21 protein-coding genes and 3 pseudogenes are annotated in these 26,108 nt (G+C 68.5%); 11 read left to right on the forward strand and 13 right to left on the reverse strand.

All coding sequences use genetic code 11. The features are described from left to right. Nucleotides 1-13: 13 nt before the first annotated feature. The 5 genes from ABT063_RS44530 to ABT063_RS44550 form a co-directional block, all read right to left on the reverse strand. Complete coding sequence (locus ABT063_RS44530; RefSeq protein ID WP_351066749.1) at nt 14-1,525, reverse strand: aminobutyraldehyde dehydrogenase; 1,512 nt, start codon at nt 1,523-1,525, stop codon at nt 14-16. A 2-nt stretch (nt 1,526-1,527) separates the two neighbouring features. Next, a complete protein-coding gene (locus ABT063_RS44535; RefSeq protein WP_351066751.1) occupies nt 1,528-2,574 on the reverse strand; it encodes an ornithine cyclodeaminase family protein in 1,047 nt (348 codons plus the stop codon). Nucleotides 2,575-2,591: 17 nt separating this feature from the next. After that, nucleotides 2,592-3,491: a 4-hydroxy-tetrahydrodipicolinate synthase gene (gene dapA, locus ABT063_RS44540; RefSeq protein WP_351066752.1), complete on the reverse strand. Its 900-nt coding sequence runs from the start codon at nt 3,489-3,491 to the stop codon at nt 2,592-2,594. A gap of 110 nt (nt 3,492-3,601) precedes the next feature. Then, the gene (locus tag ABT063_RS44545; RefSeq protein WP_351066753.1) at nt 3,602-4,990 is read right to left on the reverse strand and encodes an NAD(P)/FAD-dependent oxidoreductase; all 1,389 of its coding nucleotides are present in this window, start codon (nt 4,988-4,990) and stop codon (nt 3,602-3,604) included. 151 nt (nt 4,991-5,141) lie between these two features. Next, nucleotides 5,142-5,462, reverse strand: a complete 321-nt coding sequence (locus ABT063_RS44550) for a hypothetical protein (RefSeq protein WP_351066755.1) — start codon at nt 5,460-5,462, stop codon at nt 5,142-5,144. A 350-nt stretch (nt 5,463-5,812) separates the two neighbouring features. On the opposite strand from ABT063_RS44550, the gene ABT063_RS44555 reads away from it, so the two are divergent. From ABT063_RS44555 to ABT063_RS44570, 4 genes are all read left to right on the forward strand, one after another. Beyond that, nucleotides 5,813-6,481, forward strand: a complete 669-nt coding sequence (locus tag ABT063_RS44555; protein WP_351066778.1) for a GntR family transcriptional regulator — start codon at nt 5,813-5,815, stop codon at nt 6,479-6,481. A gap of 625 nt (nt 6,482-7,106) precedes the next feature. Further along, nucleotides 7,107-8,039, forward strand: coding sequence for a transporter substrate-binding domain-containing protein (locus tag ABT063_RS44560; RefSeq protein ID WP_351066757.1), 933 nt, complete (start codon nt 7,107-7,109; stop codon nt 8,037-8,039). Continuing rightward, nucleotides 8,039-9,010: an amino acid ABC transporter permease gene (locus ABT063_RS44565; protein ID WP_351066759.1), complete on the forward strand. Its 972-nt coding sequence runs from the start codon at nt 8,039-8,041 to the stop codon at nt 9,008-9,010. The genes ABT063_RS44560 and ABT063_RS44565 overlap by 1 nt, the downstream gene beginning before the upstream one ends. A gap of 22 nt (nt 9,011-9,032) precedes the next feature. Then, nucleotides 9,033-9,839 (forward strand): amino acid ABC transporter ATP-binding protein, encoded by an 807-nt coding sequence (locus tag ABT063_RS44570; RefSeq protein ID WP_351066761.1) that lies wholly within the window; start codon nt 9,033-9,035, stop codon nt 9,837-9,839. Nucleotides 9,840-10,263: 424 nt separating this feature from the next. Here ABT063_RS44570 and ABT063_RS44575 read toward each other — a convergent pair. Next, nucleotides 10,264-10,806, reverse strand: a pseudogene (locus tag ABT063_RS44575) (GntR family transcriptional regulator); the annotation flags it as partial. A 1-nt stretch (nt 10,807) separates the two neighbouring features. On the opposite strand from ABT063_RS44575, the pseudogene ABT063_RS44580 reads away from it, so the two are divergent. The 5 genes and pseudogenes from ABT063_RS44580 to ABT063_RS44600 form a co-directional block, all read left to right on the forward strand. Further along, nucleotides 10,808-11,104, forward strand: a pseudogene (locus ABT063_RS44580) (serine hydroxymethyltransferase); the annotation flags it as partial. Beyond that, nucleotides 11,101-12,320: pseudogene (locus ABT063_RS44585) on the forward strand (sarcosine oxidase subunit beta family protein). The pseudogenes ABT063_RS44580 and ABT063_RS44585, both read left to right, overlap by 4 nt. 34 nt (nt 12,321-12,354) lie before the next feature. Beyond that, on the forward strand, nt 12,355-12,651 hold the full coding sequence (locus tag ABT063_RS44590) for a sarcosine oxidase subunit delta (RefSeq protein ID WP_351066763.1): 297 nt from the start codon (nt 12,355-12,357) through the stop codon (nt 12,649-12,651). Beyond that, nucleotides 12,648-15,512, forward strand: coding sequence for a sarcosine oxidase subunit alpha family protein (locus tag ABT063_RS44595; RefSeq protein WP_351066764.1), 2,865 nt, complete (start codon nt 12,648-12,650; stop codon nt 15,510-15,512). Before ABT063_RS44590 ends, ABT063_RS44595 begins: the two co-directional genes overlap by 4 nt. Beyond that, nucleotides 15,505-16,146, forward strand: a complete 642-nt coding sequence (locus ABT063_RS44600) for a sarcosine oxidase subunit gamma (RefSeq protein ID WP_351066766.1) — start codon at nt 15,505-15,507, stop codon at nt 16,144-16,146. The genes ABT063_RS44595 and ABT063_RS44600 overlap by 8 nt, the downstream gene beginning before the upstream one ends. A gap of 962 nt (nt 16,147-17,108) precedes the next feature. Here the strand turns inward: ABT063_RS44600 and ABT063_RS44605 are convergent. After that, nucleotides 17,109-17,348, reverse strand: a complete 240-nt coding sequence (locus ABT063_RS44605) for a hypothetical protein (RefSeq protein ID WP_351066767.1) — start codon at nt 17,346-17,348, stop codon at nt 17,109-17,111. A 677-nt stretch (nt 17,349-18,025) separates the two neighbouring features. Here ABT063_RS44605 and ABT063_RS44610 point away from each other — a divergent pair. Then, nucleotides 18,026-18,784 (forward strand): hypothetical protein, encoded by a 759-nt coding sequence (locus tag ABT063_RS44610; RefSeq protein ID WP_351066768.1) that lies wholly within the window; start codon nt 18,026-18,028, stop codon nt 18,782-18,784. Nucleotides 18,785-18,830: 46 nt separating this feature from the next. Here the strand turns inward: ABT063_RS44610 and ABT063_RS44615 are convergent, their stop codons facing one another. After that, on the reverse strand, nt 18,831-19,247 hold the full coding sequence (locus tag ABT063_RS44615) for a hypothetical protein (protein WP_351066769.1): 417 nt from the start codon (nt 19,245-19,247) through the stop codon (nt 18,831-18,833). 429 nt (nt 19,248-19,676) lie between these two features. On the opposite strand from ABT063_RS44615, the gene ABT063_RS44620 reads away from it, so the two are divergent. After that, entirely contained in the window at nt 19,677-20,732 is a 1,056-nt protein-coding gene (locus tag ABT063_RS44620; protein WP_351066771.1) for an acyl-CoA dehydrogenase family protein, read from the forward strand. A 728-nt stretch (nt 20,733-21,460) separates the two neighbouring features. Here the strand turns inward: ABT063_RS44620 and ABT063_RS44625 are convergent. From ABT063_RS44625 to ABT063_RS44645, 5 genes are all read right to left on the reverse strand, one after another. Next, nucleotides 21,461-22,012, reverse strand: a complete 552-nt coding sequence (locus ABT063_RS44625; RefSeq protein WP_351066772.1) for a hypothetical protein — start codon at nt 22,010-22,012, stop codon at nt 21,461-21,463. Continuing rightward, nucleotides 22,009-23,460, reverse strand: a complete 1,452-nt coding sequence (locus ABT063_RS44630; RefSeq protein ID WP_351066773.1) for a sensor histidine kinase — start codon at nt 23,458-23,460, stop codon at nt 22,009-22,011. The genes ABT063_RS44625 and ABT063_RS44630 overlap by 4 nt, the downstream gene beginning before the upstream one ends. Beyond that, the gene (locus ABT063_RS44635; protein ID WP_351066774.1) at nt 23,457-24,155 is read right to left on the reverse strand and encodes a response regulator; all 699 of its coding nucleotides are present in this window, start codon (nt 24,153-24,155) and stop codon (nt 23,457-23,459) included. The genes ABT063_RS44630 and ABT063_RS44635 overlap by 4 nt, the downstream gene beginning before the upstream one ends. A 113-nt stretch (nt 24,156-24,268) precedes the next feature. Continuing rightward, nucleotides 24,269-25,522, reverse strand: a complete 1,254-nt coding sequence (locus ABT063_RS44640; protein WP_351066776.1) for an acyltransferase family protein — start codon at nt 25,520-25,522, stop codon at nt 24,269-24,271. A gap of 16 nt (nt 25,523-25,538) precedes the next feature. Further along, nucleotides 25,539-26,108, reverse strand: a 570-nt coding sequence (locus ABT063_RS44645; RefSeq protein ID WP_351066777.1) for an SGNH/GDSL hydrolase family protein, incomplete at its 5' end; no start/stop codon positions are given.

Genomic DNA, 26,108 nt, shown 5'->3' on the forward strand with positions numbered 1-26,108 from the left:
TGGACGTACGGGATCAGCGCCCGTGGTTGTGCATGACGTGTTTGGTGCGCGAGTAGTCGTCCAGGGCGTAGATCGACAGGTCCCGTCCGTAGCCGGATCCCTTGAATCCACCCCAGGGGACTTCGCCGGCCAGCACGAGATGTGAGTTGACCCAGACGGTTCCGAAGTCGAGGCGCGCGGCGATGTCGTGGCTGCGGCGGGCGTTCTCGGTCCACACCGATGCCGACAGACCGAGAGGGACGTCGTTGGCTCGCCGTACTGCTTCCTCCTCGTCGGCGAAGGTCTCGACCGTGACCACAGGGCCGAAGATCTCCTCGCGGGCGACTTCGGCGCCTTCGGGGACGTCGACCAGCACGGTCGGGGCCACGAAATAGCCGGGTCCCTCGATGGCCCCGCCTCCTGTCGCCACTCGGACGCCTTCGGTCTTCGCACGCTCCAAGTAGCCCGTGACACGGTCGAAGTGTGCCTTCGAGACCATGGGGCCGACCTCGACGTCCTCGCCGGAGGTCGGCACACCGACGACCAGGGACCGGACCTCGCCGACGAGCTGCTCGACGAACCGCTCGGCGATCGATTCGTGGACGAGTACGCGGCAGGCGGCCCCGCATTCCTGGCCCGAGTTCCAGAAGCCGGCGACGCGCAGTGACGATGCGGCAGCCGCGAGATCGGCGTCCGGGAAGACCACGACCGGGGCCTTGCCGCCCAGTTCGAGGTGCACGCGCTTGAGGGTGTCGGCAGCGGCCCGGGCGACGGCGCGACCGCTGGAGACCGAACCGGTCAAGGCGATCATGTCCACGTCCGGGTGCTCGGCGAGCCGGGCGCCGGCGACCGCGCCGTATCCGGCGACGACGTTCACCACTCCGGGCGGCAGGAGATCGGCGACGAGTTCGGCGAACTTCACGGTGGTCAGCGGAGTCTGCTCGGACGGCTTGATGACCAGGGTGTTGCCGGCGGCGAGAATGGGCGCGATTTTCCAGGCCGCCATGAGCAGGGGGTAGTTCCAGGGGGTGATCACGCCGATCACGCCGAGTGGTTCGCGCAGGATGACCGAGAGGTGGTTCTCGGCGTAGTCACCGGCGGCCATGGAGGTGGTCGCACGCAGCGCGCCGGCCATGAAGCGGAAGGTGTCGATGGTCATGTCGACGTCGTCCCTCGACACCGCAAGCGGCTTACCGGTGTTGGCCGACTCCAGCCGGACGAGGAGGTCGGTGTTCTCGGCCAGCCGGTCGGCGATGGCGTGCAGCACTTCCGAGCGGTCCTTGGGGACCCGCCGCGCCCACTGCTCCTTGGCCGCAACCGCGGCGGCCACCGCTCGGTCGATGTCGTCGGGGGTCGCCTCGGGAATCCGGGCGATGACGCTCTCCGTGCTCGGATCGATGACGTCGATGACGCGCTCGGTCGATCCGTCGAGGAACTTCCCGTCGACGAAATGGCGGGCCGGAGGAAGGTCCGCCTCGGTGATCAGCGGCGGCGCGTCCGCCGCGCGGCGAACCGTGGCTGTCGTGGGGCTGGCGGCAGTGGTCATGCTCAGTGACTCCTCGAGTCGCGTCGTGTGGAACGGCCGGGTGAGGGTGTGCCGAAGTCGGGTGGCGTGGGCGCCGGCCAGTCGACACTCCGGCCGACGCCGTGCAGTTCGGCCTGCTGGTAGACGCTCCAGGCCGCTGCCGCGTCCTGCACGCCGAGGCCGGCGCTGAGATACGTCATGATGTCGCCGTCGCTGCTGCGACCAGCCGCGGCACCGGTCAGGACATGGCCGAGTTCGAGGACTTCCAGCTCCGCCGTGTCGCCCTGTGCCCGGTCGGCGACGAGCGGACCGCAGTTCTGTCGCGCCGTCGGTTCGTGGTCGACGACGACGTGGTGGCTGGCGCGCAGGACGTCGGGGCCGATCTCGCAACGGTGCCGGTCGAAGGATCCGACCGCGACGACCGTGGCACCGGGTCGGAGCTGACCCGCGGTGAACAGTGGCTCGGTGGCCAGCGTGGCGCAGACGATGACGTCGGCCTCGGCGATCGCGTCGCTCAGGGACTCCACCGGTTCGACGTCGAAGCCCTGCTCGCGCAGACGGCCGACGGAGACGTCGAGCGGTGACCCGGGCGGTGACCACATTCCGGTCCAGGCGTAGTCCCTGTCGCGGTGCAGAGCGGCGACGTGCGCCTGCCCCTGTACGCCGGACCCCAGTACGAGGAGGCGGGCCGCGTCCTTCCTGGCCAGGGCCTGGACCGCGACCGCACTCGCGGCGGCGGTGCGCCACGTGGTGATCGCTGTGCCGTCCATGAAGGCCAGAGGGACGCCGGTGTGGGGATCGAGCACGGTGACCACGGCATGGATGGTCGGCCGGCCGGTTTCCGCGTTCCCGGGGTTGATGCTCCCGAACTTGCAGACAGGGCCGCTCGTGCGGTCGAGGCGGGAGGCGTAGCAGAAGACGCTGTCGGTGTCGTCGGCGTAGCCGCCCAGGATCTTCTCCGGCTGCCACGCCTCTTCCCGCGCGAGAGCGATGAACGCCGCCCGTTGGGAGGCGATCGCGGTGTCGAGGTCGAACACGGAACGGACGTCGTGCTCGTCGAGGAATCTCATGACTGCGGCACCCTTCTTCAGCGTGATGTCGAGAGCTGCGGCAGCGTCTCGATCAAGGAGGAGATCCTGGCGGTTGTGGCGGCGTCGAGGCCGAGCAGCGGCTCACGGGGCTCTCCGACGGGGAATCCGGCCGCGTTCAGGGCGGCCTTGACCGCCGGAATGAACGGAGCGGACATGATCGCGTCCATCAGCGGATAAATCCGCGCCCATTCGGCTCGCGCACGTTCGAGGTCGCCGTCGCGCAACGCACGGTGGATCGAGACGAGTTCGGCCGGCATCACGTTCGCGGTCCCGGCCATGACACCGGCGGCGCCCTCGGAGATCGCCTGAAGAAGGAGGCTGTCCCAGCCGATGAAGGTGGAGATGACGTCGCCGTGGCGGTGGATCAGCTGCCCGGCCTGAGCCATGTCGGCACTGGTGTCCTTGATGTACTGGATGTTCTCGATCTCACGGGCGAGCTGTCCGACGGTCTCCGGCGAGAGATTCACACCCGTGGCCACAGGCAGGTTGTAGAGCATGATCGGAATGTCCACGGCGTCGGCGACGGTGCGCAGGTAGTGCAACGTCTCGTCGAGCGTGAGCGGCTCGTAGTACGGGGTGACCACCATCAGGACCGAAGCTCCGGCGGCCTGTGCGTGGCGGGAGAGTTCGACCGCTTCCCTGGTGCTCACCGCACCGGTCTGGGCGATGACCGGCACGCGTCCGGCCACCTGGTCGATGACGGTCTCGACCACCTGGCGCCGTTCCGCCGCGCTCATCGCCGCGAACTCACCGGTGGATCCGCAGGCGACGACGCCGTCGACCCCGCCGTCGATGCTGCGGTCGACCAGGCGGCGCAGTGTCTTCTCGTCGATCTGCCCGTCCGGTGTGAACGGTGAGGCGAGTGCGGTGAGGACTCCGCTCAGCTCTGACGACATTCTTGGGTCTCCTCAGGTGCAGCTGTGGGCAGGCATCTGCCGGGGCGTGGATGCCGGGCTCGTGGATGTGGCGCGCCGGAGCTTGTCGGGCTCAGGACAGGACGATTGGCTCACGACGCGGCGCCCACCGGCGCCAGGCCGTGCGGGTCGGTCCGCCGGTCGGTGGCCAGCAGGCTCTGGGCCTCCTGGGCGGCCGACAGGCCGGTCTGGATCGCCGTCTCGGTGTAGAGGGTGCCGAGGTAGTCACCGGCCAGGAGCACCCTTCCGGTGCGGCGGGTCAGCGTCTGCTGCAGCTTCCCGCGGCCGGGGAAGCAGTAAGGGGCGCCCGTGGGCCAGCGCTGGACCTCGGCTTCGACGACCTTGTCGGCGAAGCCGGGCAGGACCTGGTCCAGGTCGTCGAGGTAGATCCGACGGATCTTGTCGTCATCGTGCTCCAGCAGTTCCCGCGCCAGACTGCCCGGCGAGAAGGTCATCAGGCTGCTGCCGGGCCGGCGTTCCGCTTCGTAACCGTGCACGACGTTCGACATGTTCAGCGCAACGTTGAAGGACCGTTTCGGCGTCGCGATGCCGTAGGCGTCGTCCCACACTTGACGCCCCGTCTCGTTGCTGAGGAACGCCGCGCTCACGTAGGGGCCGTAGACGATCTTCGACAGGGCCTCGCGGACGTCACCGTCGAGATCGACGGCGACCCGGTGGCTGACGGTCGCGGGAGTGGCCAGGACCACGCAGCAGGCCTCGACCTCCTTCTCCACGCCGTCCTCCCGGTAACGGACCACTACGGACCCGTTCTTCTGGACCACCTCGTCGACGGCCGCGTTCAGCCGCACGCGGTCCGACAGGGCCGCGGCGATGCTCTCGGTGAGGGTGGACGGGCCGCCGAGGATGCTCTGGGAAAGGCCCGCACCGATGTTCCACACCAGGCTGAAGTAGCCGACGCCCGCGCCGGCCGAGAGTTGGTCGATGTCGGCGGCGGAGCGGGTCACCGTTGGTTTGAACAGGGCTTCGGCGTCCTCGGGAAGGTCGCCGATGAAGTCCTTGAAGGAACGGTCGTTCATGAAGTTGTAGACCCGCTGCTGGCGTTGGGCTTCGGTCTCGCCCCTGCGTCGCTGCACGATACGGGCGTAGCGGGCCACCGACAGGGCGACCTTGGCACCCGCCTTGACCATGCCGACCCGCGCCGACATCGGCATCGGAATGCGGAACGGGTAGCTCTCCACGCGGCCCTTGAGCAGCAGTTTGCCGTTCATCGACAGCCCGGTCAGCGAGCCGGGGACCGGTACCGAGTCGACGCCGGTGCTGTTCAGCAGCCACGACGTCGCCGAGTTCCCACCGGCGTAGGCGTGTCCGCCCCAGTTGAGCCAGTACGGTCCGCGGCGCTCCGATCGGATGCGCCCGCCGACCCGGCCCTCGGATTCGAGCAGGAGCGTGTCCCAGTGCCGTAGACGCCAGCCGGCGGCGAGTCCGGCGAGGCCGCCTCCCACGATCACTACGTCTTTCATCGGTGCCCTCCTGCACAGTTGCGGGTGAAGATTCGGCTGCTCGAAGAGCCTCGCCGTGCGATATCCCGTGGATGTGCCGACCGATACGGCAACCAGGGTGCTGTTGGATCTGCCCGGGCCCCCTCCGAATGGTGGGGCCCAGCCCGGTTGGTCAGACGTTGGCGGGGCGGCCGACGGGTTTGTCACTCCGGGGTGTCAGTGCGGCGGCTTCGTGCAGGGCCATGCCGCTGGTTTCGGTCAGCCAGCCGCCCACGAACGCGCCGAGGAAGATCCCGATGAGCGCGGACGCGCCGATCAGGCCTTGCGCGGAGTCGGACAGGTCCAGTTGCGGAGTGATCTGCGTCACGGCGACGCCAATGATGCTCAGGACGTATCCGTCGAGGAACGGGCCTCCGGAGGAGTACAGGGCCAGCTTCTTGTGGAAGCGCGACAGGGGCGCGTCATCCAGCCTGCTTGCTGCGTTCACGGTCATCACAGCCTCCGGGAGCGGTTCCCGGACTTGCCCACGCAAGGGCAGTCCGGTCCAGGTCGGGGTTGATGTCTTGTCGTCGGTGCCGGACGCCTGGTCCTGACACGACGCACGTGCCGGCGTGTCGGCCGGGCGGGGGACGTCGTCACGCGATGCCCGAGGGAGCTCCGGTCTCACCTGGGCTGTCCGCCACCCTAAGATGTGATCACAGATCACACAATGGGTTGGGTGGAGTTCAGGTGGAGTTTTCGAAGGCGGTTTCCCCTGGGGGCGGCGCAGCCGAGGGCATGGCGGACGTGAGCATTCGTCGAACCCCTGCCACCGACCAGGCCCTTTATGATTCAGTCGTGCGTATGTCCAAACGTGTCGAGCCGTCGCCCTCTCTGGCCGACCAGGTGTACGCGGTGCTGCACGAGGCGATCACGAGCGGCGAGTATCCAGCCGGCTACCGCTTGCGTATCCGCGATCTCGCAGCCGAAGTCGGAACCAGCGTGATGCCGGTACGAGAGGCCATCCGACGGCTTGAGGAGGCCGGCTTCGCCGAACGCGTGCCGCACAAGGGCGCGGTGGTGAAGGGACAGCACCTCGCCGAGCTGCTTCAGATCTACGACACGCGACAGATCCTGGAGGTCGAGGCTGCGCGCCGCGGTGCCGCACAGATCGGCGAGGCGGACGTCGCCCGTATGCGTGAGGAGTTCGAGCTGATGCGGCGCGCGATCACAGAGGGCGCCGTCGCCCCGTACCTCGACCACGACGAGGCCCTGCTCACCATCCTCTACGAGGCAGCCGGCAACCCCGTGCTCCTGAACACCATCCGCACCCTGTGGCAGCACTGTCGCGCCTACAAGATCGTCGGCGCCCGGGCGACCCTCGACACACCCGGCGACGACACGCTGTGGCGCTACCAGGAACAGCTGCTCAAGGCCGCCCGCGCGCACGACGCCGAGGCGGCAGCCGTGATCACCAACGAGTCGCTGGCGAACGCCACCGACCGGATCAAGGCGCAGCTGGTTTCGCGGTAGGCGGCTCGGCGGGCCGAGTATCGCCCTCGGTCACCGAGCCGCGCGTCAGACCGGGCTCACCTCGGCGGCATCCGCCCTCCTTTCCCTGCTGCCCCTGAGGGGCGCGCTCTCCCTCAAGAGCAGACTTCCGGGCTTCGTCACCCGGGCGACGACAGCCACTGTGCCGACGACCGTGGCCGCAGCCGCGATCAGCGGCGTCACGCCGATACCCCGGTCCGCCTGCGGCACCAGGCACGCCCTGCCGAGGTCGGTATCGACATATAACTGGCCATATTCAGCCCCATCGATTACCGATGGGTTACCGATTTGCTACGAATCACACTGATTCACGCGAGCCGGATGAGCGGGATGCGACCGAGGCAGGTCACCATCACCCGCTCGCCCGTGCACCGTCGTCGGGAGCGCCATGATCGCCCTCGCGCTCGCTCATCAAAATTCCTGACGGGCACTTTTCCCAGGTCAGAGCGGGTGTCACGGATCGCGAGTCAAAAAAGATCTGTGATCACATCTTGTCAGGCCTCGGTGAAGGTGCGAAGTTACCTGCCATCACCCAGCCCTGAGACATCCGAAACATGGGCCATTTTCAGGATTAATCCGCTCAGGCATTTCAGCCACAGGGAGAGTCATGGAGCGTCTTCGCGATTCACGTCTGGTTCGCTTCGGGGCGATCTTCGGATCCATTGCCCTGATGGGGTCGACGGCCGCGTGCGGATCGTCCACCACCGGTTCGTCCACCACCGCGGCGGACAGCGGGGCGAAGAAGGTCGACTCGATCGCCGCCATGGTTCCCAAGTCGATCGCCGAGAAGGGGACCTTGACGATCGCCGCTGCCACCTACCCGCCCGCGGTGATCGAGCCGGCCAACGGAGCGACACCCACCGGCTGGGACATCGAGAACGTGCGTCAGATCGCCGCGGTCCTGGGCCTGAAGGTCAACATCAAGATCGCCCCGTTCAACGGCATCATCGCCGGACTGCAGGCAGGCCGTTACGACGCCGCGGCCGGGGAGATCTACGCGACGCCCGAGCGCACGGCGACCGTCACGTTCGTGACCAATCACTCGTCGACCGACTCCCTCATGGTGCCCGTCGGCAGCAAGATCACCAGCGCCGCCACCGAAACGGATCTCTGCGGTCACACGCTGGCCGCGGCGCTCGGCTCCGCCGAGGCGGCACTGGCCGTGAAGGTCGCGGACAAGTGCAAGAGCGCGGGCAAGAGCGCGACCACCGTCAAGACCTTCGACTCACAGGCCAACGTCAACCTCGCCCTGCGCGGAGGCCGGGTCGATGCGGCGGTGAGCAGCACGAGCCAGGTGGCCTATGTGATGAGCCAGACCAAGGGCCAGTTCAAGCTGGTCGAGCTGCCCTGGGCTCCCAAGTACAAGACCGGCCTAGTGCTGGCGCGCAACAGTGACACCGAGAAGTTCGCCAAGGCGGTTCAGGCGGCCACCGATCATCTGATCGAGAACGGTGAGCTACAGAAGATCCTCGACAAGTTCAACGCCGGCCAGGGGCTGATCAAGAAGGCCGAGATCCTTCCGTCCACGGGGAGCAACTGATGAAGGCAGCCACCGTCACGGACTCCACACGCGTGGACCCGTCAGCCACGCCACCCACGGAACTCGTGCCGATGCGGCACGGCGGTCGGCACCTCGCCGCCCTGCTCGTTCTGCTCGTCGCGGCGAGTCTGGGCTACTCCGTGACGACCAACGACAACTTCGAGTGGCCGGTTGTCTGGCAGTACCTGTTCGACCCCGAGATCATGGCGGGCCTTCGCACCACACTGGTCCTCACCGGGCTGTCCATGACTCTGGGCATCATCCTCGGCATCGTTCTCGCTGCCTGCCGGATGTCGGAGAACCGGGTGCTCTCCTCGCTTTCGGGCGCCTATCTGTGGTTCTTCCGAGGTACGCCGCTCCTGGTCCAGCTGATCTTCTGGTTCAACCTGTCGGCCCTCTACCCCCGGTTGTCGCTCAGCGTGCCGTTCGGTGGTCCTGAAATCGTCGGCGCAGCCACCAACGGGGTGCTGAACCTGTGGGCCGTCGCCATCATCGGTCTGACCCTGAACGAATCGGCCTACATGGCCGAGATCGTGCGTGGTGGCCTTCTCTCGGTACCCAAGCACCAGAGCGAGGCGGCCATTGCGCTCGGGATGAACCGGTGGCTGACCTTCCGCAGGGTGGTCCTGCCCCAGGCCCTGCGGGTGATCGTCCCGCCCACCGGCAACCAGGTCATCGGCATGCTGAAGCACTCCTCGCTCGTGAGCATCATCGCTCTGGCCGATCTGCTGTACTCGGCGCAACTGATCTACTCGCAGAACTTCCGCACGATCCCGCTGCTCGTCGTGATCTCGATCTGGTACCTGGTGTGCACCACGGTCCTGTCCTACGCCCAGAGTCACATCGAGCGCCACTACGGGCGCGGCGTCCACGTCGGCGCGAACCGGCCCGGCGGACTTGCGAAGCTCCGCTCGCTCGCCTCCCGGCTCTCGCAGCGGTCTCAGTCCAACGGCAGCCCCAATCCGGCGTAACGAAAGGACCGGTGAAGATCCGATGAGCGCAACGACATCCGCGCCCGGCGGCACTGACACCTCGATGGCCGATCCCATTGTCCGGATCATCGACCTCCACAAGAGCTTCGGACCGGTCGAGGTCCTCAAGGGCGTCGATCTGGAGGTGCACCGCGGCCACGTGGTCGTCATCCTCGGGCGGTCCGGCTCGGGCAAGAGCACCATGCTGCGGTGTGTCAATCACCTGGAGCGTCCGTCCAGAGGCACCGTCGTCGTGGACGGCGAGGTGATCGGTTACCGCATCAAGGGTGACAAGCTGCACGAACTGTCGCCATCGGCCGTCGCGAAGCAGCGCACCAAGACCGGCATGGTCTTCCAGGCCTACAACCTCTTTCCGCACATGACGGTGTTGGAGAACCTCATCGAAGCGCCGCGCCGCGTCAAGGGCGTGAACAAGGCCGAGGCCGTGGCAGACGCGATGCAGGCGCTGGAGGAGGTGGGTATGGCCCACAAGGCCGACGTCTACCCCAGCACCCTGTCCGGCGGCCAGCAGCAGCGCGTGGCGATCGCGCGTGCCCTGGTCATGAAGCCCAGCGTCATGCTTTTCGACGAGCCGACCTCAGCCCTGGATCCAGAACTGGTCGGTGAGGTACTGAATGTCATGAAGCGGCTGGCGACGAGCGGTATGACGATGATGGTGGTCACCCATGAGATCGGTTTCGCCCGCGGCGTCGCCGACGAAGTCGTCTTCATGTCCGAGGGCCGGCTCGTCGAGAAGGGCCCGCCGTCCCAGGTAATCGATGCACCCGTCCACGAGTCCACGCGCACCTTCATCGACAGCATCCTGTGACAGCCGCGCCGGTCTGTTCCGAGGCAAGCCGGCACCACGAACGGAATCTCGAGCCATGGCCCGCGCCGCCGGATGCAGGAATCAGGGGAAAACAAGGCATGCTCCGCGCCGCCGATGCTCGGCTCCCCCGCGAGGCCGCACCCGGCATGCCCCGCCCCGCCTCCGGGACGCGCTGCGCAACGCCGACGGAAACGATGCGGCCCGCCTGTGGCGGGCCACGATTGAACGCTGATCGCCCAGCTCCCCGAGAACGACGTCGCCCCACACCTGTGGACCACCTTGGCGGGCGGGCCCGTCTGTGCCCAGGGGAACCACGGGGCGCCGCGCACTGATGCGGAGAGCCTTCGGCCCAGTCGGGCCGGTGTATCTGCAACTCGCTGGTCTTGAAAGCGAGTTGTCGGCCGCACAGCCTCACTGGGCCGTCTCAGATGGCGTCACGGATAGCCTGTTCGAAGCTCTCGACATGGCTGCGGGCGAGCTGTGCCGCCTTCTCGGGGGCACCCATGACGATCGCCTCGATCAACGGTCCGTGCTCGTCGACGTGGCCGGCCATGTCGGAGAGACGGTCGACGAACAGGCACCAGATGCGGGTGGCCAGGTTGTCATGGCGGACGAGGGTGTCCTCCAGGTACGGGTTGTGCGTGGCGGCGTAGATGGCGCGGTGGACCTGAAGGTCGAGGTGCATCAGCTCGGCGGCGTCGTGCCGACCGGAATCCGCGCTTTCCAACTCCCGCCGTAGGGCCGTGAGGGTCGCCCGGTCCGCGGCCGTGGCACGCCGTGCGGCCTGGGCGGCGGCGAGGGGCTCCAACTCCTGGCGCACCTCGGAGATGTGGGCCAGGTCGGTGATGTTGACCTCGGTGGCGAAGGTGCCGCGTCGGGGGTAGGTCGTGATCAGGCGCTCGTACTGGAGCCGCTTGAGCGCCTCGCGCACCGGCGTCCGTCCGACGCCGAGGGACTGTGCCAGCCGGCAGCAGGCCGAGGACCGGCTGCACCGTATCGACATCACCGTCAACCGCAACGCGGTGCCGTTCGACCCGCGCCCGCCGATGGTCTCCTCGGGGCTGCGGATCGGCACCCCCGCCCTGGCCACCCGCGGCTTCGGCGAGGCGGAGTTCCGGGAGGTCGCCGACATCATCGCCCAGGCCCTGAAGGAGGAGCAGCTCGGCGACGAGCGCGCCGGCCTGCTGCGCGACCGGGTGGAGAAGCTCGCCTCCGCCTTCCCCCTCTATCCCCACCTGTCCCACCTGAACGGAGACGAGGCATGACCGCCGAGCCGCTGCCGGAGCACCCGGACTTCCTCTGGCGCAACCCCGAGCCGCGCTCCTCGTACGACGTCGTCATCGTCGGCGCGGGCGGCCACGGCCTGGCCACCGCCTACTACCTCGCCAAGAACCACGGCATCACCAACGTCGCCGTCCTGGAGAAGGGCTGGCTGGCCGGCGGCAACATGGCCCGCAACACCACGATCATCCGCTCCAACTACCTCTGGGACGAGAGCGCGGCGATCTACGAACACGCGCTCAAGCTGTGGGAGGGGCTCCCGGAGGAGCTGGACTACGACTTCCTGTTCAGCCAGCGCGGCGTGCTCAATCTCGCGCACACCCTGCAGGACGTCCGCGAGGGCGTGCGCCGCGTCAACGCCAACCGCCTCAACGGAGTCGACGCCGAGTGGCTCGAACCGGACGAGGTCGCCAAGGTCTGCCCCATCCTCAACGTCTCGCCCCGCACCCGCTTTCCGGTCCTCGGCGGCACCTTCCAGCCGCGGGCCGGCATAGCCAAGCACGACCACGTGGCCTGGGCGCTGGCCCGCCGGGCCGACGAGCTGGGCGTGGACCTGATCCAGGGCTGCGAGGTCACCGGCTTCCTGAAGGACGGCGACCGGGTCGTGGGCGTGGAGACCGACCGCGGCCGCATCCTCGCCGGCCGGGTCGGCCTCGCGGCGGCCGGGCACAGCAGTGTGCTGGCCGAGCGGGCGGGCGTACGGCTGCCGGTGCAGTCGCATCCGCTGCAGGCGCTGGTCTCCGAGTTGCACGAGCCGGTGCACCCGACGGTCGTCATGTCGAACCACGTGCACGTCTACGTCTCCCAGGCCCACAAGGGCGAGCTGGTGATGGGCGCGGGCGTCGACTCCTACAACGGCTACGGGCAGCGCGGTTCCTTCCACGTGATCGAGCAGCAGATGGCCGCCGCCGTCGAGCTGTTCCCGATCTTCACGCGGGCGCATGTGCTGCGCACCTGGGGGGGCATCGTCGATGTCTCCCCGGACGCCTCCCCGATCATCGGGGCCACCCCGTCGAGAACCTCTACGTCAACTGCGGCTGGGGAACGGGCGGTTTCAAGGCCACTCCGGCCGCCGGCTGGACCTTCGCGCACACCATCGCCACGGGCGAGCCGCATCCGCTGAACGCCCCCTTCGCCCTCGACCGTTTCAGGACGGGCGCGTTGATCGACGAACACGGCGCCGCCGCCGTGGCCCACTGACAGCCCGCTGAAAGCCTGTGGAGAGAAGGACACCGTGCTGTTGATCAGCTGCCCCTGGTGCGGTCCCCGTGACGAGACCGAGTACCACTACGGCGGACAGGCCCACGTCCCCTACCCCGAGACCCCCGCGGACCTCACCGACGAGCAGTGGGCCGAGTACGTCTTCTACCGCGACAACCCCAAGGGCCCCTTCGCCGAGCGCTGGGTGCACAGCACCGGCTGCCGCCGCTGGTTCAACGTCCTGCGTGACACCGCGACCAACGAGGTGCTGACCTCCTACCGGCTCGACGAGCCCCGCCCCGAACTGCCCCAGGCCGGAGGGATCCGATGACCGACCAGCAATTCCGGCTCCGGCAAGGCGGCCGCATCGACCGCAACGCCGTGCTCCGGTTCACCGTCGACGGCCGGGAACTGACCGGGCACCCCGGAGACACCGTCGCCTCGGCGATGCTGGCGAACGGCGTCGTCGAGGTCGCCCCGTCGCTGTACCGCGGCCGCCCGCGCGGCATCGTCGCCGCGGGTGTCGAGGAGCCCAACGCCCTGGTGCGGCTCGACGGCCCGTGCTCGGAGGGCATGCTGCCCGCCACGACGGTGGAGCTCCACGACGGCCTGTCCGCCACCACTCTGTCCGGGATGGGCAGGCTCGACCCGGCGCCCGACCCCGCCGTCTACGACAAGAAGTACGTCCACACCGACGTCCTGATCGTCGGCGCCGGACCCGCCGGGCTCGCGGCCGCCGCCGCTGCCGCCGGTTCCGGCGCCCGCGTGATCCTCGTCGACGACCGGCCCGAGCCCGGCGGTTCGCTGCTCTCCGGCGCCCAGAGCGACCTCACGTGGGTCGCCGACATCCGCGCGGCGCTCGATGCGGCCCCCGAGGTCGTCGTACTGCAACGCACCACCGCCTTCGGGTCGTACGACGACAACTACGTACTGGCCCTCCAGCGGCGCACCGACCATCTGGGAACCGACGCGCCCGAAGGAGTCTCGCGCCAGCGGTTGTGGCACATACGGGCCCGCCAGGTGATCCTCGCGACGGGGGCGCACGAGCGGCCGCTGACCTTCGCAGGCAACGACCGGCCCGGGGTGATGCTCGCCGCGGCCGTACGCACGTACCTCAACCGGTATGCCGTGGTCCCGGGTTCGCGGGCCGTGGTGAGCACCACCAACGACAGCGCCTACGACACGGTCGCCGACCTGCGTGCCGCCGGGGTCGACATCGCCGCCGTCGTGGACGCGCGCCCCGAACTGTCCGACCGGGCCGCCGAGGTGGCCGCGGCGACCGGAGCGCGGGTGCTGACGGGCAGCGCGGTGGTCGACACCGCGGGCGCCCACCGGCTCACCGGCGTCACAGTCCAGGCCCTCGACGACAGCGGTCAACTCACAGGTGCGCCGCAGTCGTTCGACTGCGACCTGCTCGCCGTGTCGGGCGGGTGGAGCCCGGTGGTGCACCTGCACAGCCAGCGCCAGGGACGGCTGCGCTGGGACGAGGACCTGGTCGCTTTCGTCCCCGACGGCACGGTACGGGACCAGCAGGTCGTCGGTGCGGCGCGCGGGACGTACGACCTCGACGGCTGTCGGGCCGAAGGAGCCCGCGCCGGTGCACGCGCCGCGACGGACGCCGGGTTCCCGGTCGCCGTACCGTCGGATGTCGCGCGGCTCGCCGTGAGCCCGACGCGTGCCCTGTGGCTGGTCCCCGCACCCGACGGCGAACCCGCCGGCTGGGACACCCACTTCGTCGACCTCCAACGCGATGTCACCGTCGCCGACGTCTGGCGGTCCACCGGCGCCGGCATGCGCGGTGTCGAGCACGTCAAGCGCTACACCTCGCTCGGCACGGCCAACGACCAGGGCAAGACGTCCGGCGTCAACGCGATCGGCGTGATCGCCGAGGCCCTCGGCGCGGGCGCGTCCCCCGGCGAGATCGGCACCACGGCCTACCGGGCGCCGTACACGCCGGTGGCCTTCGCCGCCCTGGCCGGTCGTGAGCGCGGGGAACTGTTCGACCCGGAGCGCACCACATCCATCCACAGCTGGCATGTGGCGATGGGCGCGGAGTTCGAGGACGTCGGGCAGTGGAAGCGCCCCTGGTACTACCCGCAGCCCGGTGAGGACATGGACACCGCTGTGGCCCGCGAGTGCCGCGCGGCCCGCGAGGGGGTGGCGTTCATGGACGCCTCTACCCTCGGCAAGATCGAGATCTGGGGCGCGGACGCGGGCGAGTTCCTCAACCGCGTCTACACCAACGCCTTCAAGAAGCTCAAGCCCGGCATGGCCCGCTACGGCGTCATGTGCAAGCCCGACGGCATGATCTTCGACGACGGCGTGACGCTCCGCCTCGACGACAACCGCTACTTCATGACCACCACGACCGGCGGCGCCGCAGGCGTCCTGGACTGGCTGGAGGAGTGGCTGCAGACCGAGTGGCCCGAGCTCGACGTCCACTGCACCTCGGTGACCGAGCAGTGGTCGACGATCGCCGTCGTCGGTCCCCGGTCGCGCGAGGTCGTCGCCCACCTCGCCCCCGACGTCGACCTGTCCGCCGAGGCGTTCCCCTTCATGGCCTTCCGCGAGACCACCCTGGCCTCCGGCGTCCCGGCCCGTATCTGCCGGATCTCCTTCTCCGGCGAACTCGCCTATGAGATCAACGTCTCCGCCTGGTACGGGCTGGCCGTCTGGGAGGAGGTGTACGCGATCGGCCGGCCGTACGGCATCACCCCGTACGGCACCGAGACCATGCACGTCCTGCGGGCCGAGAAGGGCTACATCATCGTCGGCCAGGACACCGACGGCACCGTCACCCCGCAGGACGCGGGCATGTCCTGGGTGGTTTCCAAGCAGAAGGACTTCATCGGAAAGCGGTCCTTCTCCCGCGCCGACACCGCCCGCACCGACCGCAAGCAGCTGGTCGGCCTGCTGCCGAGCGACCGCACGACCCGGCTGCCCGAGGGCACCCAGCTCGTCGCGTCCGGTGTGCCGATCACCCCCGAGGCCGGGCCGGTGCAGATGCTCGGCCACGTCACCTCCAGCTACCACAGCCCGGCCCTCGGCCGCCCCTTCGCCCTCGCCCTCGTCACCGACGGGCGGGCAAGGATCGGCGAGACCCTGCTCGCCCCGGTGGGCGAGGACCTGGTGTCCGTCGAGGTGGCCGACTTCGTCTTCTACGACCCTGAAGGGACCAAGCGAGATGGCTGAGCCGACGATCCATACAGGGGCAGCCGCCGACGTCGGCCCGGTCGCCCTGCGCAGGAGCCCTCTGGCCCACCTGGAGGAGCGGACGCGCGCCGCCGCCGTCGCCGGCGCCCGTGGCGTCACGCTGACCGAGTGGCCGTTCATCACCATGGTGAACCTGCGTGTCGACCCCGCGTCCGAAGCGGCCGACCGCATCGAGAAGACCCTGGGGACGCCGCTCCCGCGGCTGTGCGGGCACATCACCGCGTCCGGTCCCCACACGGTCGTCTGGCTCGGCCCCGACGAATGGCTCGTGCTGTCCCAGGCCGAAGCCCCCGCTGTGGCCGCCGAGTTGAGGGAGTCGCTCGGCGCAGACCCGGGCTCGGTCGTGGACGTCTCGGCGAACCGCACCACGCTGGAGCTGAGCGGCCCGGCGGCTCGGCAGGTGCTGGAGAAGGGATGCCCACTGGACCTCCATCCGCGGGCCTTCGGCCCCGGTCAGGCAGTGTCGACCACGGTGGGACCTGTCGCGGTGCTGCTCTGGCAGGTCGACAGCACACCGACGTACCGGCTCTTCCCACGGTCCTCGTTTGCCGACTACCTGGCCCGCTGGCTCATCGACGCGATGAACGAGTACCACGGCCCCGAGGTGCACTGATAGGCACGTCACCGGCCGTCGAGCACACCTCGCCCTCGACTGCCCCGAGGCCCCCGGCATCGTCCACGCCGTCTCGCGCTTCCTTCTCGAACACGGCAGCGACATCATCGACAACCATCAGTTCGGCGACCGCCGCGACGGCCACTTCTTCATGCGGGTGCACAGCGCCCAGATGACCGGAGGCCACCGCTTCGGAGCCGGGGACAGGGGTGGGGCGTTCAATGTCTGGGGGGATGAGGCTGTGGCGGGCACGGAAACTCCTGGAGCCGAAGGGCTGCGGTGCCTCTCGGCACCGGGCGGGAACCGGAATGGGGCGGCCGGTCAGCTCCCGTCGTCGCAAACGGAACTCACACGCGGTTGATCTCCCTCAGGAACAAGGGGGTTGGGGCGGAGACCGCCAGCTCACCTCGGTGCTCGGCTGCGGCCAGGTCGCGCACAGGCGACTGACTGCCGGGAATCCCGACTACAGGTCCGGGGCGGTCCCCGCAGCCGGGCACTGCACAGTCGAACCTCGTGGATCCCGACGCTCCACTCGCCGACGGCACCTGCTCTCGTTGATCGGACAGCGTCTGCGGGGGGACGCCGGGTAGTTCGCGAAAGAGCTGGGGCCGCCGCTGCCGGAGTCGTGCGAAGGCCTTCAAGCGAGTGGTGCGCCGGTGTCGATGGATGTCCACGGATCTCTCCGAAAGGGGAACGAAGCTGCTCGGCGGCTGCTACTGGTCTGGTGGGGTCGTCCGCGGCTCGGCTCGGCGGGCGCATCCCGGGCGCCGTGCACAGTGAAAGGTCGAAGCCAGGCAATGAGCCGGACGGCGGAGGGGCGCCACCGCAGCCTGCGGTGGCACCCCTCTATGGAGTCGAGGCCCTTACGGGGGGGTGGGGTCCTCGACTGGTCTGTGCGGCCGGCGGGTCTTCAGTCCACGCCCAGCGGTGCACCGGTCTGAGCGGGCGGCGCCGCGGGTGGTCTACGGGCGCTTCGGGTAAGCCGGGGGCGGGGAGACCTCGTAGGGATTGACGCAGTAGTAGATCGCGTACCCGCGCACGCGCTTGCCGTCCGAGCGACGCGTCACGGTCCCACGCGAGTACCAGGTCTTCTCCTTGACCTTGTATGCGAACTGGTCGACCCGGACCTTGTCGCCCTTGTATCCGATGCCGACGACCGTGCTGCCCTTGCTGGGGTTCTTGTGGAACTCACGGCGTTGCACGACACCTTCATGGTCCCGGTGTCGTAGGCCTGCGCTGTCGGCGCAGCGGCCAGGGCCCCACCGGCGAGCGCGAGGCCGAGTGCTCCTGCCGCGATCCTGCGGCGGTTCAGGACTATCAAGGTGGTCTCCTCACTGCTGCTCGGACGGCATTCATGGATGAGGAGTCCTCAGAGCACGCCACAACCCCGCTCGCATGGCGGTTGACGGCACGCGGGCACCCCAGCCCGCATCCATAAACACCTGTAGATGACAGGTCACGACCATAGCCGTCGATCCCTGACAGGTCGACCCCCTTCTGTAAACACATGACGAGATTCGCAGGAGCGGGACGTGGGGGCGCCCGGCGACCGGGTGCACGGGGCGCGAGGAGGCCCCGCCACTCAGAACCCTCAGCACCGGAGGGGCGAGCTACCCATTAGCCCGATATGTGCTAGATTCAAATAAACACCTGTAGAGAAAAAGACAAGGTCAGCCCAGGGCTTCTCACCTCGTGCGAGGCTCACAGGAAGCTGGATCAGTACCAGTGGACTGGACCTATCTGTGGGCGCAGAGCTGCACCGCAAGGGTGCTTGACGCGACCTGCATGCGAAGTGATATTCACGTGCGTGGATGGCGACAGGGTTCGCGCATCTCCCGCATAAGGATCAAGCCACACAGGAAAGGGGGAGGGGCCGACGATGCCGGGAACCGGCAGTGATGGTGCCGACAAGCCGCCGCGCACGCTCGCGGAGAAACTGTCAAGGCTCCGCGAAGCTCGCGCGCCTGAAGGCGGGAAGCCGCCGTCCTGGGGGGCGCTGGCGAAGCAGATCTCCGACGAGACCGGGGTTGCAGTCTCGGGCGCGTACCTCTGGGAGCTGGGAACCGGCAAGCCGGGAACCAACGTAACCCTGAAGCACCTGAAGGCCTTCGAAGCGTTCTTCGGCCGTCGCATCTCTTACTTCATCGACGACAAGGTGGCCTTTGAGGACGACGAGCAGGCACAGCTGGCTCTCCTGAAGGAGCTGCGCCGCCTGGGCATCACGGAGATCCGGCTGCAGAACATAGAAGGCGACGCCAGCCAGGAGACGGTCACGGACCTTCTCGGGCGGCTACAGACGCTCGACATTCTGCGAGACGCAGACGTCCGGGACATCGCCCTGCAGGTGACCGACTTGACGGCCGAGCAGCGTGAGGCCCTCAGCAGCCTCTTCGGCAACCCCTCACTGCTCGACGCTCTCCCCCGTACGGTTGGCCTTCTCGAAGCGGCAGCTGGGCTCAATGACGAGCAGATCGCTTCAGCCACCCGCGCTCTTGGCCAGCCTGATGTTCTCCAAGCGCTCCAGGACGAGGGCGCGTGCGAGATCGCGCGGCAGTGCCGCGAATTGCTGCCGTCGAGCAGGGAAACCGTCCTGTCGATGATCGCGCAGCTCGGGCGCCTCGAAAGCGGTAAAGCGTAGGAGTTGGGCCGTTCCCGGAGGGACGGCCCCGCACTCCGACATCGAACTAAGAAGCGTCGCCGTCATCCCGGTACGGGCCCAACTGAAGGTATTCCGCGATCAGTTCACGCGGAAGCAGGGGCATCAGCCGGCATGCTGCATCGAGTGTCATCTCGTCCGCTTCTTCCGCAGAGCTGGCCTCCGGCGCCGACCAGCGTTGACGCCCTTCCCTACCTGCGGAGACCGGATGGAAGAGTACGGTTCCGTCCTTGGCGGAGAGCCATACCCCGCTCGGTGCACCGTGCTCGCTCTCCCCGCTGTCGTGAACGAGGTCCTCTCCCTGTTCGCCAATACGACGGACCTCACCATTTCCGGCAAGATCTGCGAATTCGTGGGAACTACCCAGGGAGGATTCCGCGCCTTGCGGATCCCTGTCCAGTACTCCGTTCCGGTTTTCCCGCCGGCTCCCGTCCGGCACCGTCATCGCTATCGCCCTCGCGGTCTATTTTTCGCTTTCTGTGATTGCGCGACTGCGGCTCTTTCCCCGATAAGTACACGCGCTTTTTCTCCCTGCCATTGCGGGTGGAAACCTCACTCGGTCAGGAGGTCAGCAGCCCATCCCGGCACAGGATCCCAGGCACGGCAGCGTCGAGCCATCCGGCGCGCGGTGTCCCGGCCGATACGGAGGATCGCCCTCCCCGCGTCTTGATTCCTACCCTTGCAAATATGCCCACGTCAACGACGAAACACAGAGAGTCGCCTACAGCGCTGCGTTTCTCACGTGGTGAGAAACGGGCCTTTTGAACCCATCTCATGCAGTGAGAATGCGGTTTCATTTCTCACCACATGAGAAGCCGAGGGTCTCATAGACGTATGGCCACAAGGCGGAAGCGCTGGTTGGCTCGATGAGGTGATGATCGATTCAACGGATAACGCGCATGATCAGGTCCTGCTCGCCAACGCGGAGGAGGCCGAGCGCCGCGACCGCCTGACCCCGGAAAGCGTCGGAGCATTGCGTCACGGCCGGGCATTAGCCCTGCGCACCCCCGCTCAGTACGGTGGGCTCTGGACCGATGCGTCGGCGGTTGCCCGCCGCCTGACGGAGCTCGGCCGTTTCTGCCCGTCGGCCGCGTGGGTCGCAGGCACGTGCGCCACCGCCAAGACCTTCTTCGCCCAGAACTTCGACGACCGGGTGCACAACGAGTACTTCGCCGACCCTGATGCTCTCGCCTGCGGTTCTGGAGTGCCCGGTGGCCGTGGAGAGCGCGTGGCGAATGGTGTGCGGGTCAGCGGAGGGTGGGAGACCATCTCCGGATGCGAGGATGCCGACTGGGCCCAGCTCGCGTTGTTCATCGACGGTGCGTACCACGTCGTTGTGGTTGCCGTGGCGGACCTGACCGTGGAGCGTAACTGGCACATGGCCGGCATGCGCGGCACGGCGAGCCAGCGGCTCGTCGCGGACCGCCTTCTGGTGCCGACACACCAGACCGCGCCCGCCGCTCCGCCCCCGCTCCGGGACCGGTTGTTCTTCGGGTTGTGCACGTTGGCACCGGTGCTGGGCGCGACGCAGGGCGCGTTGACCGTGATCGAAGAAATGTTCGCATCTGATCGCAAGCCCTATATGACCAGCTACGCAAGCATGGGCGAGTCTCCCGGTGCGCGGCACTGGCTGGCCCGGGCCGCGCACCTCGTAGACCGGGCCGGGCAGACCATGTCAGCCGTCGCCCATGGCAGTGAGCGGGAGGACCTCACGGACCTCGACTGTACGCGGCTGCAGATGAGCCTGACGAGTGCGGCGCGGGACTGCCGGGAGGCCATTGATCATATGCTTGATCTGCACGGCGCCAGTGGTTTCCGGATGACGAATGCATTGCAGCGCTACTGGCGGGACGTCACGGTGAGCAGCCGGCATCCCCTGCTCAACCCCTATCTCGCGACGGAGAACCTCGGCACTGCTCTGGTTCCCTGAGCGTCCATCCGGTTCGCGGACCCCTGTATCCGGCGACAACGCGGAGACCGAACAGCCAAACTCGCCGAAGGGCCGGGTATGACCTCCGCAGCCGCAGGGAGGACACGCCCGCGATCTCCTGCTGTGGAACGTCACGTAATCCCCACCAGCGGCGTCAGCTTCCCCGCACGTTCGATAGTTCCGCTCAGGGCTCGGGGGTCCATTCCACGGGAGGGAGTGTGCGGCTGTAGTGGGCTCCCTTGGTGCCGTAGTCGACCTGGAGCTCTGCTGGCGGAGGGTTGGGAACGGAAAGCCCCGGGTGAGAGTGGCCGTCGATGCGGAGTGAAGCCGCTCGGAGTTGTACCAGCCGACCCATTGCACGACGGGCATGGCCCTGTGTTCTCCCATCTGCCAGCACGATGATGCCTGGCTTCAGGGCCTCTACAGAATCCGGTTCAGCTCACACCGTCGCCTGGCGCGGGACCACGAAGCCCTCCCGCAGAGATCCCGAACGATGATCCGACACGGCGATGGCCGGCGAAGTGTCCCGCGAGTTCCCGGGAGAACCCGTACCAACGTGGCGGATCGAAACGGACGTTTCCTCCACAACGGCGGCACGTCAGCTCCTTACGGCCCGGTCCAAGCTGAGAGCGCGAGTTCGAGCCTCGTCACCCGGGCAGTGGGAACCCCAGGTCAGGACCTCGGGCGCCCTTGCTGTCGTCCGTTGGCAAGGGCGGCCAGTGGAAGGGTCACCGCACGGTGACCGACGGGTCGGGCACGGGAACGACGTTGCCCGCCGCGTTGCAGCGGATGGTCCAGGGTGTCCCGTAGCCCTCCTCGTAGACCCGTACGTTCACGTCGGGGGGCTGCTTGTCGTCGGCCGCCTGGGCGTTGGCCGCGGTGCAGATGATCTGGCTGAGCCCGAGGCCGCCACCGCGGGTCATGTTCGCCACGGGCACTGGGAGGTGCAGATCCACGGCGCTGTCGGCGTCCTTGGCGACCAGCCGCCCGTGGATCGGGGGTACCTCGGTGATCAGGCCGCGGGCGCGTTCGGCGGCGTCGGGGCCTTTGAGGAGCAGGTCGAGTGCCTGTTGCGGGGTGGCGGGGGCGTCGACCTCGCGGGTGACGGCCTGGACGCCGTACGGGCTGACGAAGTAGAGCTGGGCATAGTGGGTCGCGGATCCGGGTTCGCGAAGGCCGGACGCCGGGACGCCGGCTGGGACCGGGCCGGTGGAGCCTATGCCGCAGCCTGCCGACAACACACTCAACACGGCTACGAGACAGGTGAGTTGGCGCTTCATGGCTGGTCCTTGTGCCGGAGGGTGCGCGGGAGTGTGATGGTGAACACCGCGCCGCTGTCCGGGAGGTTGGCGGCGGTGAGGGTGCCGTGGTGCAGTCGTACGTTCTCCATCGCGATGGCGAGTCCGAGGCCGCTGCCCTCGGAGCGGGTCCGCGCGGCGTCCGCCTTGTAGAAGCGGTCGAAGACATGCGGCAGGACCTCGTCGGGGATGCCGGGGCCGTCGTCGGCGACGTCGATCACAAGGGACTCCTGCGTGGCAGTCGCCCGGACAGTGACGGGGGCGGCGCCGTGGCGCAGCGCGTTGCCGATCAGGTTGGCGAGGACGACGTCGATGCGCCGCGCGTCGACCCGGATGGGCAGATCGTCCTCGGGAAGCTCGGTGATCACCTCGTCCGGCTCGCGCCAGCCGCGCAGGTGAAGCGTCTTGTGGACGACGGTCCGCAGACTCACGTTGTCCAGGTGCAACACCGCCGCACCCGCGTCGAAGCGGGAGATTTCCATCAGATCCTCGACCATGCCGGCCAGCTTGCGGGTCTCGTCGCTGATGAGGAGGACTGCCTCGGCGGTGTCCGCAGGCAGCGTGCCGGAGCGGGCGTCCTCGTCGAGGGCGTCGGTGACGGCGGCCATCGCGGCGAGCGGGGTCCGCAGTTCGTGCGAGACGTCTGCGGCGAACCGACGGGCGGTGGCCTCCATGCGCCGCAGTTCGGCGCCGTCCCGCTCCAGCGCAGCCGCCATGGTGTTGAACGTGCCGGTCAGCGCGGCGAGTTCGTCCTTGCCGACGACGTCCAGGCGCGTGTCCAGGACGCCCGAGGTGATCTTCTCGGCGGCTGTACGCAGTTGCCGTACGGGACGCAGCACCCGGCGGGCCGCGAACAAGGCGGGCACGACAGCGAAGGCGAGCGCCGGGACGGCGCCCGCCCAGGCCGCGGTGATCAGAGCGGAGATGTCGGCCCGTTCACCGTCCAGCGACAGAACGGCGAATACGACCAGCCCCGAGGGTTTCCCCGCTCCCTTGCCCCGGTCGGTGTAGCTGACCGGCATGCCGATGAGCAGTCGGGGCCCGTCGGCATGCTCCACGCGCTCGTAGAAGGTGGTGTCGCCGCTCTTTGTCGCGTCGCGCAGGGCGCTGCTGACGTCGCCCGCGGTGCCGATGCGTGGCCCGCCATCGCGGGAGACGGCCGTGTGCCAGTCGCGCGCGCCCGAGGCGCGGTCCAGCTGGCGCGCGAAGATGCGCAGGTCCGAGTCGGTGGGATCATCCGGAAGGTTGGGGGCGAGCGAGTCGATCTGGAGGCGCAGATCGTGGACGGCGCTGTTCTGGATGCGGTCCAGGATCGCGCTGCGGGCCTGCCGGAAGGTGAGCGTGGCCGTGACCAGCGAGCTGAGCGCGGCGACGAGGACAAAGGCGACGACCAGGCGCGGGCGCAGGCCGCGGGGCAATGCGAGCTTCATGCCGGCAGCGGGCCGAAGCGGTAACCGAAGCCGCGCACCGTCTGGACGTACACCGGGCGGCGCGGGTCCTCTTCGATCTTGGCGCGCAGCCGCATCACGCAGGCGTCGACCAGGCGGGCGTCCCCGTAGTAGCTGTGCTCCCAGATGTCCTCGAGCAGCTGCTGGCGGCTGAAGGTCCGCCCTGGGGCGGCACTGAGAAAGAGCAGCAGCTTCAACTCGGAAGGAGCCAGTGGCAGTTCTTCGCCGTGCTTGCCGACGATCAGCGCGTCGCGGTCGATCTCAAGATCGCCCATCTGGGTCGGCCCGGCGCCTGTGTCGGTGTCGGCCTGGGCGGGGGCGACGCGGCGCAGCACCGCGCGCATCCGGGCCTCGATGACCGCGCCGCTGGCGGGTTTGACGACGTAGTCGTCGGCGCCCGCCTCGAGGCCGATCACGACGTCGATGTCGTCGCCGCGCGCGGACAGGATCACGATGGGAACCCGGCTGGTCTCGCGGATGCGGCGGCATACTTCCAGGCCGCTCATGCCAGGGAGCATCAGATCAAGGAGCACGAGGTCGGGCTTGATGGCAACCAGGGCCTCGATGCCGTCCTCGCCGGTGCCGACCGCCTCGGTCTCGTGCCCGTTGCGGGACAGGCCCAGGACGACACCGCGGCGTACGGCCGGATCGTCCTCGATCAGCAGGACGCGGGGCATCTACGGATCCTTTCCGCAGCGAGCATGTCATTCCGCATTACATGAGCCATCGGGTTGACCGTCCACTGTACGGGCAATCAGGAGGCGTGGGTGTGCGCTGCTTTTCCTGGGCGTCACCTCAACTGGTCGACGTCGACCGTGCCCGCCCCCGGCACCGGTTCGGGCACCCCCGCCCAAACGACGGCTCCCGCCAGGGCCACCGCTACCACCGCGATCAAACCGCGGCTGCCGCGCGCCCAGCCCACCCGGAACCGCACCGGATCCTCGACGAACCGCTTCGTCACCGCAGCGGCCACCAGTGAGATCCCGATCGCGACGACGGTCCCGCCCCAGTCCCCGAGCGCCGACAGCCCCGGCAACAGCAGCAGGTACACCGGCCAGTGCCACAGATACAGGCTGTACGACACCTTTCCCAGGCCACGCGGCAGGCGGCTGCCAGCGATCCGTGCCGCCCAGGTGCCCGGCACCTGGGCCATCAGGACGATCAGCACGGCCGCGGTCAGAGAGTGAACGAAGAGCCCGCCCTGAAAGAGCAGGGGCGCCCTCTCGCCCTCGGTCACCGCCCACGCCACCGCCAGCCCGCATCCCAGGATCAGGCACACAAGGTCGGCCGAGCGGCGCGGCACCCGGCGCACGAGGTTCCGCACCGGCGCGGTGGCCGCGAGCGCCCCGAGCAGCAGGGCGGCGCCGCGGGTGTCGGTGCCCTCGTAGGCACGGGTTGTGTCCATCGCGGCACTGAGTGAGACGGTCAGAGCGAGGGAGACCAGGGCACCAATCCCGGCGAGCCAGGCCACGATCGGCTCACCGCGCCGTCCCCGGGCGGCCACCGCTACCACCACCGGCCAGGCCAAGTAGAACTGCCACTCCACGCCGATGCTCCACAGATGGGCGAAGACACGGGTGTCGGAGGCGTTCCAGTAGCCGATCTGCTCCCTGATGTAATGCCAGTTGACCGCCTGGGCCCCGACCCAGGGCATGTCGTCGAGCGCGAAGCGCAGTTGCTGCGTGCTCCCCCACGCCCACGTGGCCAATACGGTCACGACCACCACACAGACGAGAGCGGGCAGCAGGCGACGGGCACGGCGGCCCCAGAACGCGGCCAGGGCGATCCGGCCGCGCCCCGTCATCTCGCCGAGCAGCAGCCCGGTGATCAGGAACCCGGACAGCACGAAGAACAGGTCGACGCCGAGAAACCCGCCGCGTAGATGCCCCGCGTGGAAGAGCAGCACGGCCGCGACCGCGAACCCGCGCAGCCCATCGAGGGCGGCTATGTGCGCACGGCCCACCCCGCTGGAGCGCGCCCCACGATGCCCGCCCGGCACCGTGCGGCCGCGGGCGGGCGCGGGCAACGGAAGATGCGAAGGCATGAAGTCGGCCGTTCCGTCAGCCGGCACAGCGAAGCTTGCTGTACCGCTCGTCGCCGGTCCAGGAGTTCTGGGCCCAGGAGTCCACCGACGCCGGCCTGAAGTTCTCCTGCTTGCCGAGCTTCCCGGTGAACCACTTGGCGAAGGTGGCCGCCCCCTGCTGGCAGTTGTGGATCCCGTCCGGGGCGCGCTGCGCCTGCTCCGCCGAGGCGTCGGTGCCCCACACCTGCGAAGCGTCGAAGAACACCGCCGTGCCACCGCTCTTCCCGGCGACTTCCGCGGCCACCTCGGGAGCGGTCCGCATCTGCGCCTCGTGCTGCTTGTAGAACCCGTCGATCTTGATGGGCGGGGACGAGACGAACACCACCTTGGCCCCGGCGTCCTTGGCCGTGTCGACGACCTTCTGGTAGGCGGCCCGCTGCTGGTCCTGGCTTCCCCAGTCGTACGTCGTGACTTGGTAGGCGACCACGGTGGGACGGAACGACTCGATGTCCTTGGCCAGTTGCTTCCACGTGTCGCCGGAGATCATCTGCGTGATCTTCTCACCGCTGTTGACGACCGTGCCCCCACCGTCCGAAGAGGAGTCCTT

The organism is Streptomyces sp. NPDC002838, assembly GCF_040295365.1.
Lineage (GTDB): Bacteria > Actinomycetota > Actinomycetes > Streptomycetales > Streptomycetaceae > Streptomyces.

Bases quoted from the DNA above. Each gene is read 5' to 3' on its own strand.
- ABT063_RS44530 (WP_351066749.1), bottom strand. From the start codon at position 1,525: ATGACCACTGCCGCCAGCCCCACGACAGCCACGGTTCGCCGCGCGGCG.
- ABT063_RS44535 (WP_351066751.1), bottom strand. From the start codon at position 2,574: ATGAGATTCCTCGACGAGCACGACGTCCGTTCCGTGTTCGACCTCGAC.
- dapA (WP_351066752.1), bottom strand. From the start codon at position 3,491: ATGTCGTCAGAGCTGAGCGGAGTCCTCACCGCACTCGCCTCACCGTTC.
- ABT063_RS44545 (WP_351066753.1), bottom strand. From the start codon at position 4,990: ATGAAAGACGTAGTGATCGTGGGAGGCGGCCTCGCCGGACTCGCCGCC.
- ABT063_RS44550 (WP_351066755.1), bottom strand. From the start codon at position 5,462: ATGACCGTGAACGCAGCAAGCAGGCTGGATGACGCGCCCCTGTCGCGC.
- ABT063_RS44555 (WP_351066778.1), top strand. From the start codon at position 5,813: ATGTCCAAACGTGTCGAGCCGTCGCCCTCTCTGGCCGACCAGGTGTAC.
- ABT063_RS44560 (WP_351066757.1), top strand. From the start codon at position 7,107: ATGGAGCGTCTTCGCGATTCACGTCTGGTTCGCTTCGGGGCGATCTTC.
- ABT063_RS44565 (WP_351066759.1), top strand. From the start codon at position 8,039: ATGAAGGCAGCCACCGTCACGGACTCCACACGCGTGGACCCGTCAGCC.
- ABT063_RS44570 (WP_351066761.1), top strand. From the start codon at position 9,033: ATGAGCGCAACGACATCCGCGCCCGGCGGCACTGACACCTCGATGGCC.
- ABT063_RS44595 (WP_351066764.1), top strand. From the start codon at position 12,648: ATGACCGACCAGCAATTCCGGCTCCGGCAAGGCGGCCGCATCGACCGC.
- ABT063_RS44600 (WP_351066766.1), top strand. From the start codon at position 15,505: ATGGCTGAGCCGACGATCCATACAGGGGCAGCCGCCGACGTCGGCCCG.
- ABT063_RS44610 (WP_351066768.1), top strand. From the start codon at position 18,026: ATGCCGGGAACCGGCAGTGATGGTGCCGACAAGCCGCCGCGCACGCTC.
- ABT063_RS44615 (WP_351066769.1), bottom strand. From the start codon at position 19,247: ATGACGGTGCCGGACGGGAGCCGGCGGGAAAACCGGAACGGAGTACTG.
- ABT063_RS44620 (WP_351066771.1), top strand. From the start codon at position 19,677: ATGATCGATTCAACGGATAACGCGCATGATCAGGTCCTGCTCGCCAAC.
- ABT063_RS44625 (WP_351066772.1), bottom strand. From the start codon at position 22,012: ATGAAGCGCCAACTCACCTGTCTCGTAGCCGTGTTGAGTGTGTTGTCG.
- ABT063_RS44630 (WP_351066773.1), bottom strand. From the start codon at position 23,460: ATGAAGCTCGCATTGCCCCGCGGCCTGCGCCCGCGCCTGGTCGTCGCC.
- ABT063_RS44635 (WP_351066774.1), bottom strand. From the start codon at position 24,155: ATGCCCCGCGTCCTGCTGATCGAGGACGATCCGGCCGTACGCCGCGGT.
- ABT063_RS44640 (WP_351066776.1), bottom strand. From the start codon at position 25,522: ATGCCTTCGCATCTTCCGTTGCCCGCGCCCGCCCGCGGCCGCACGGTG.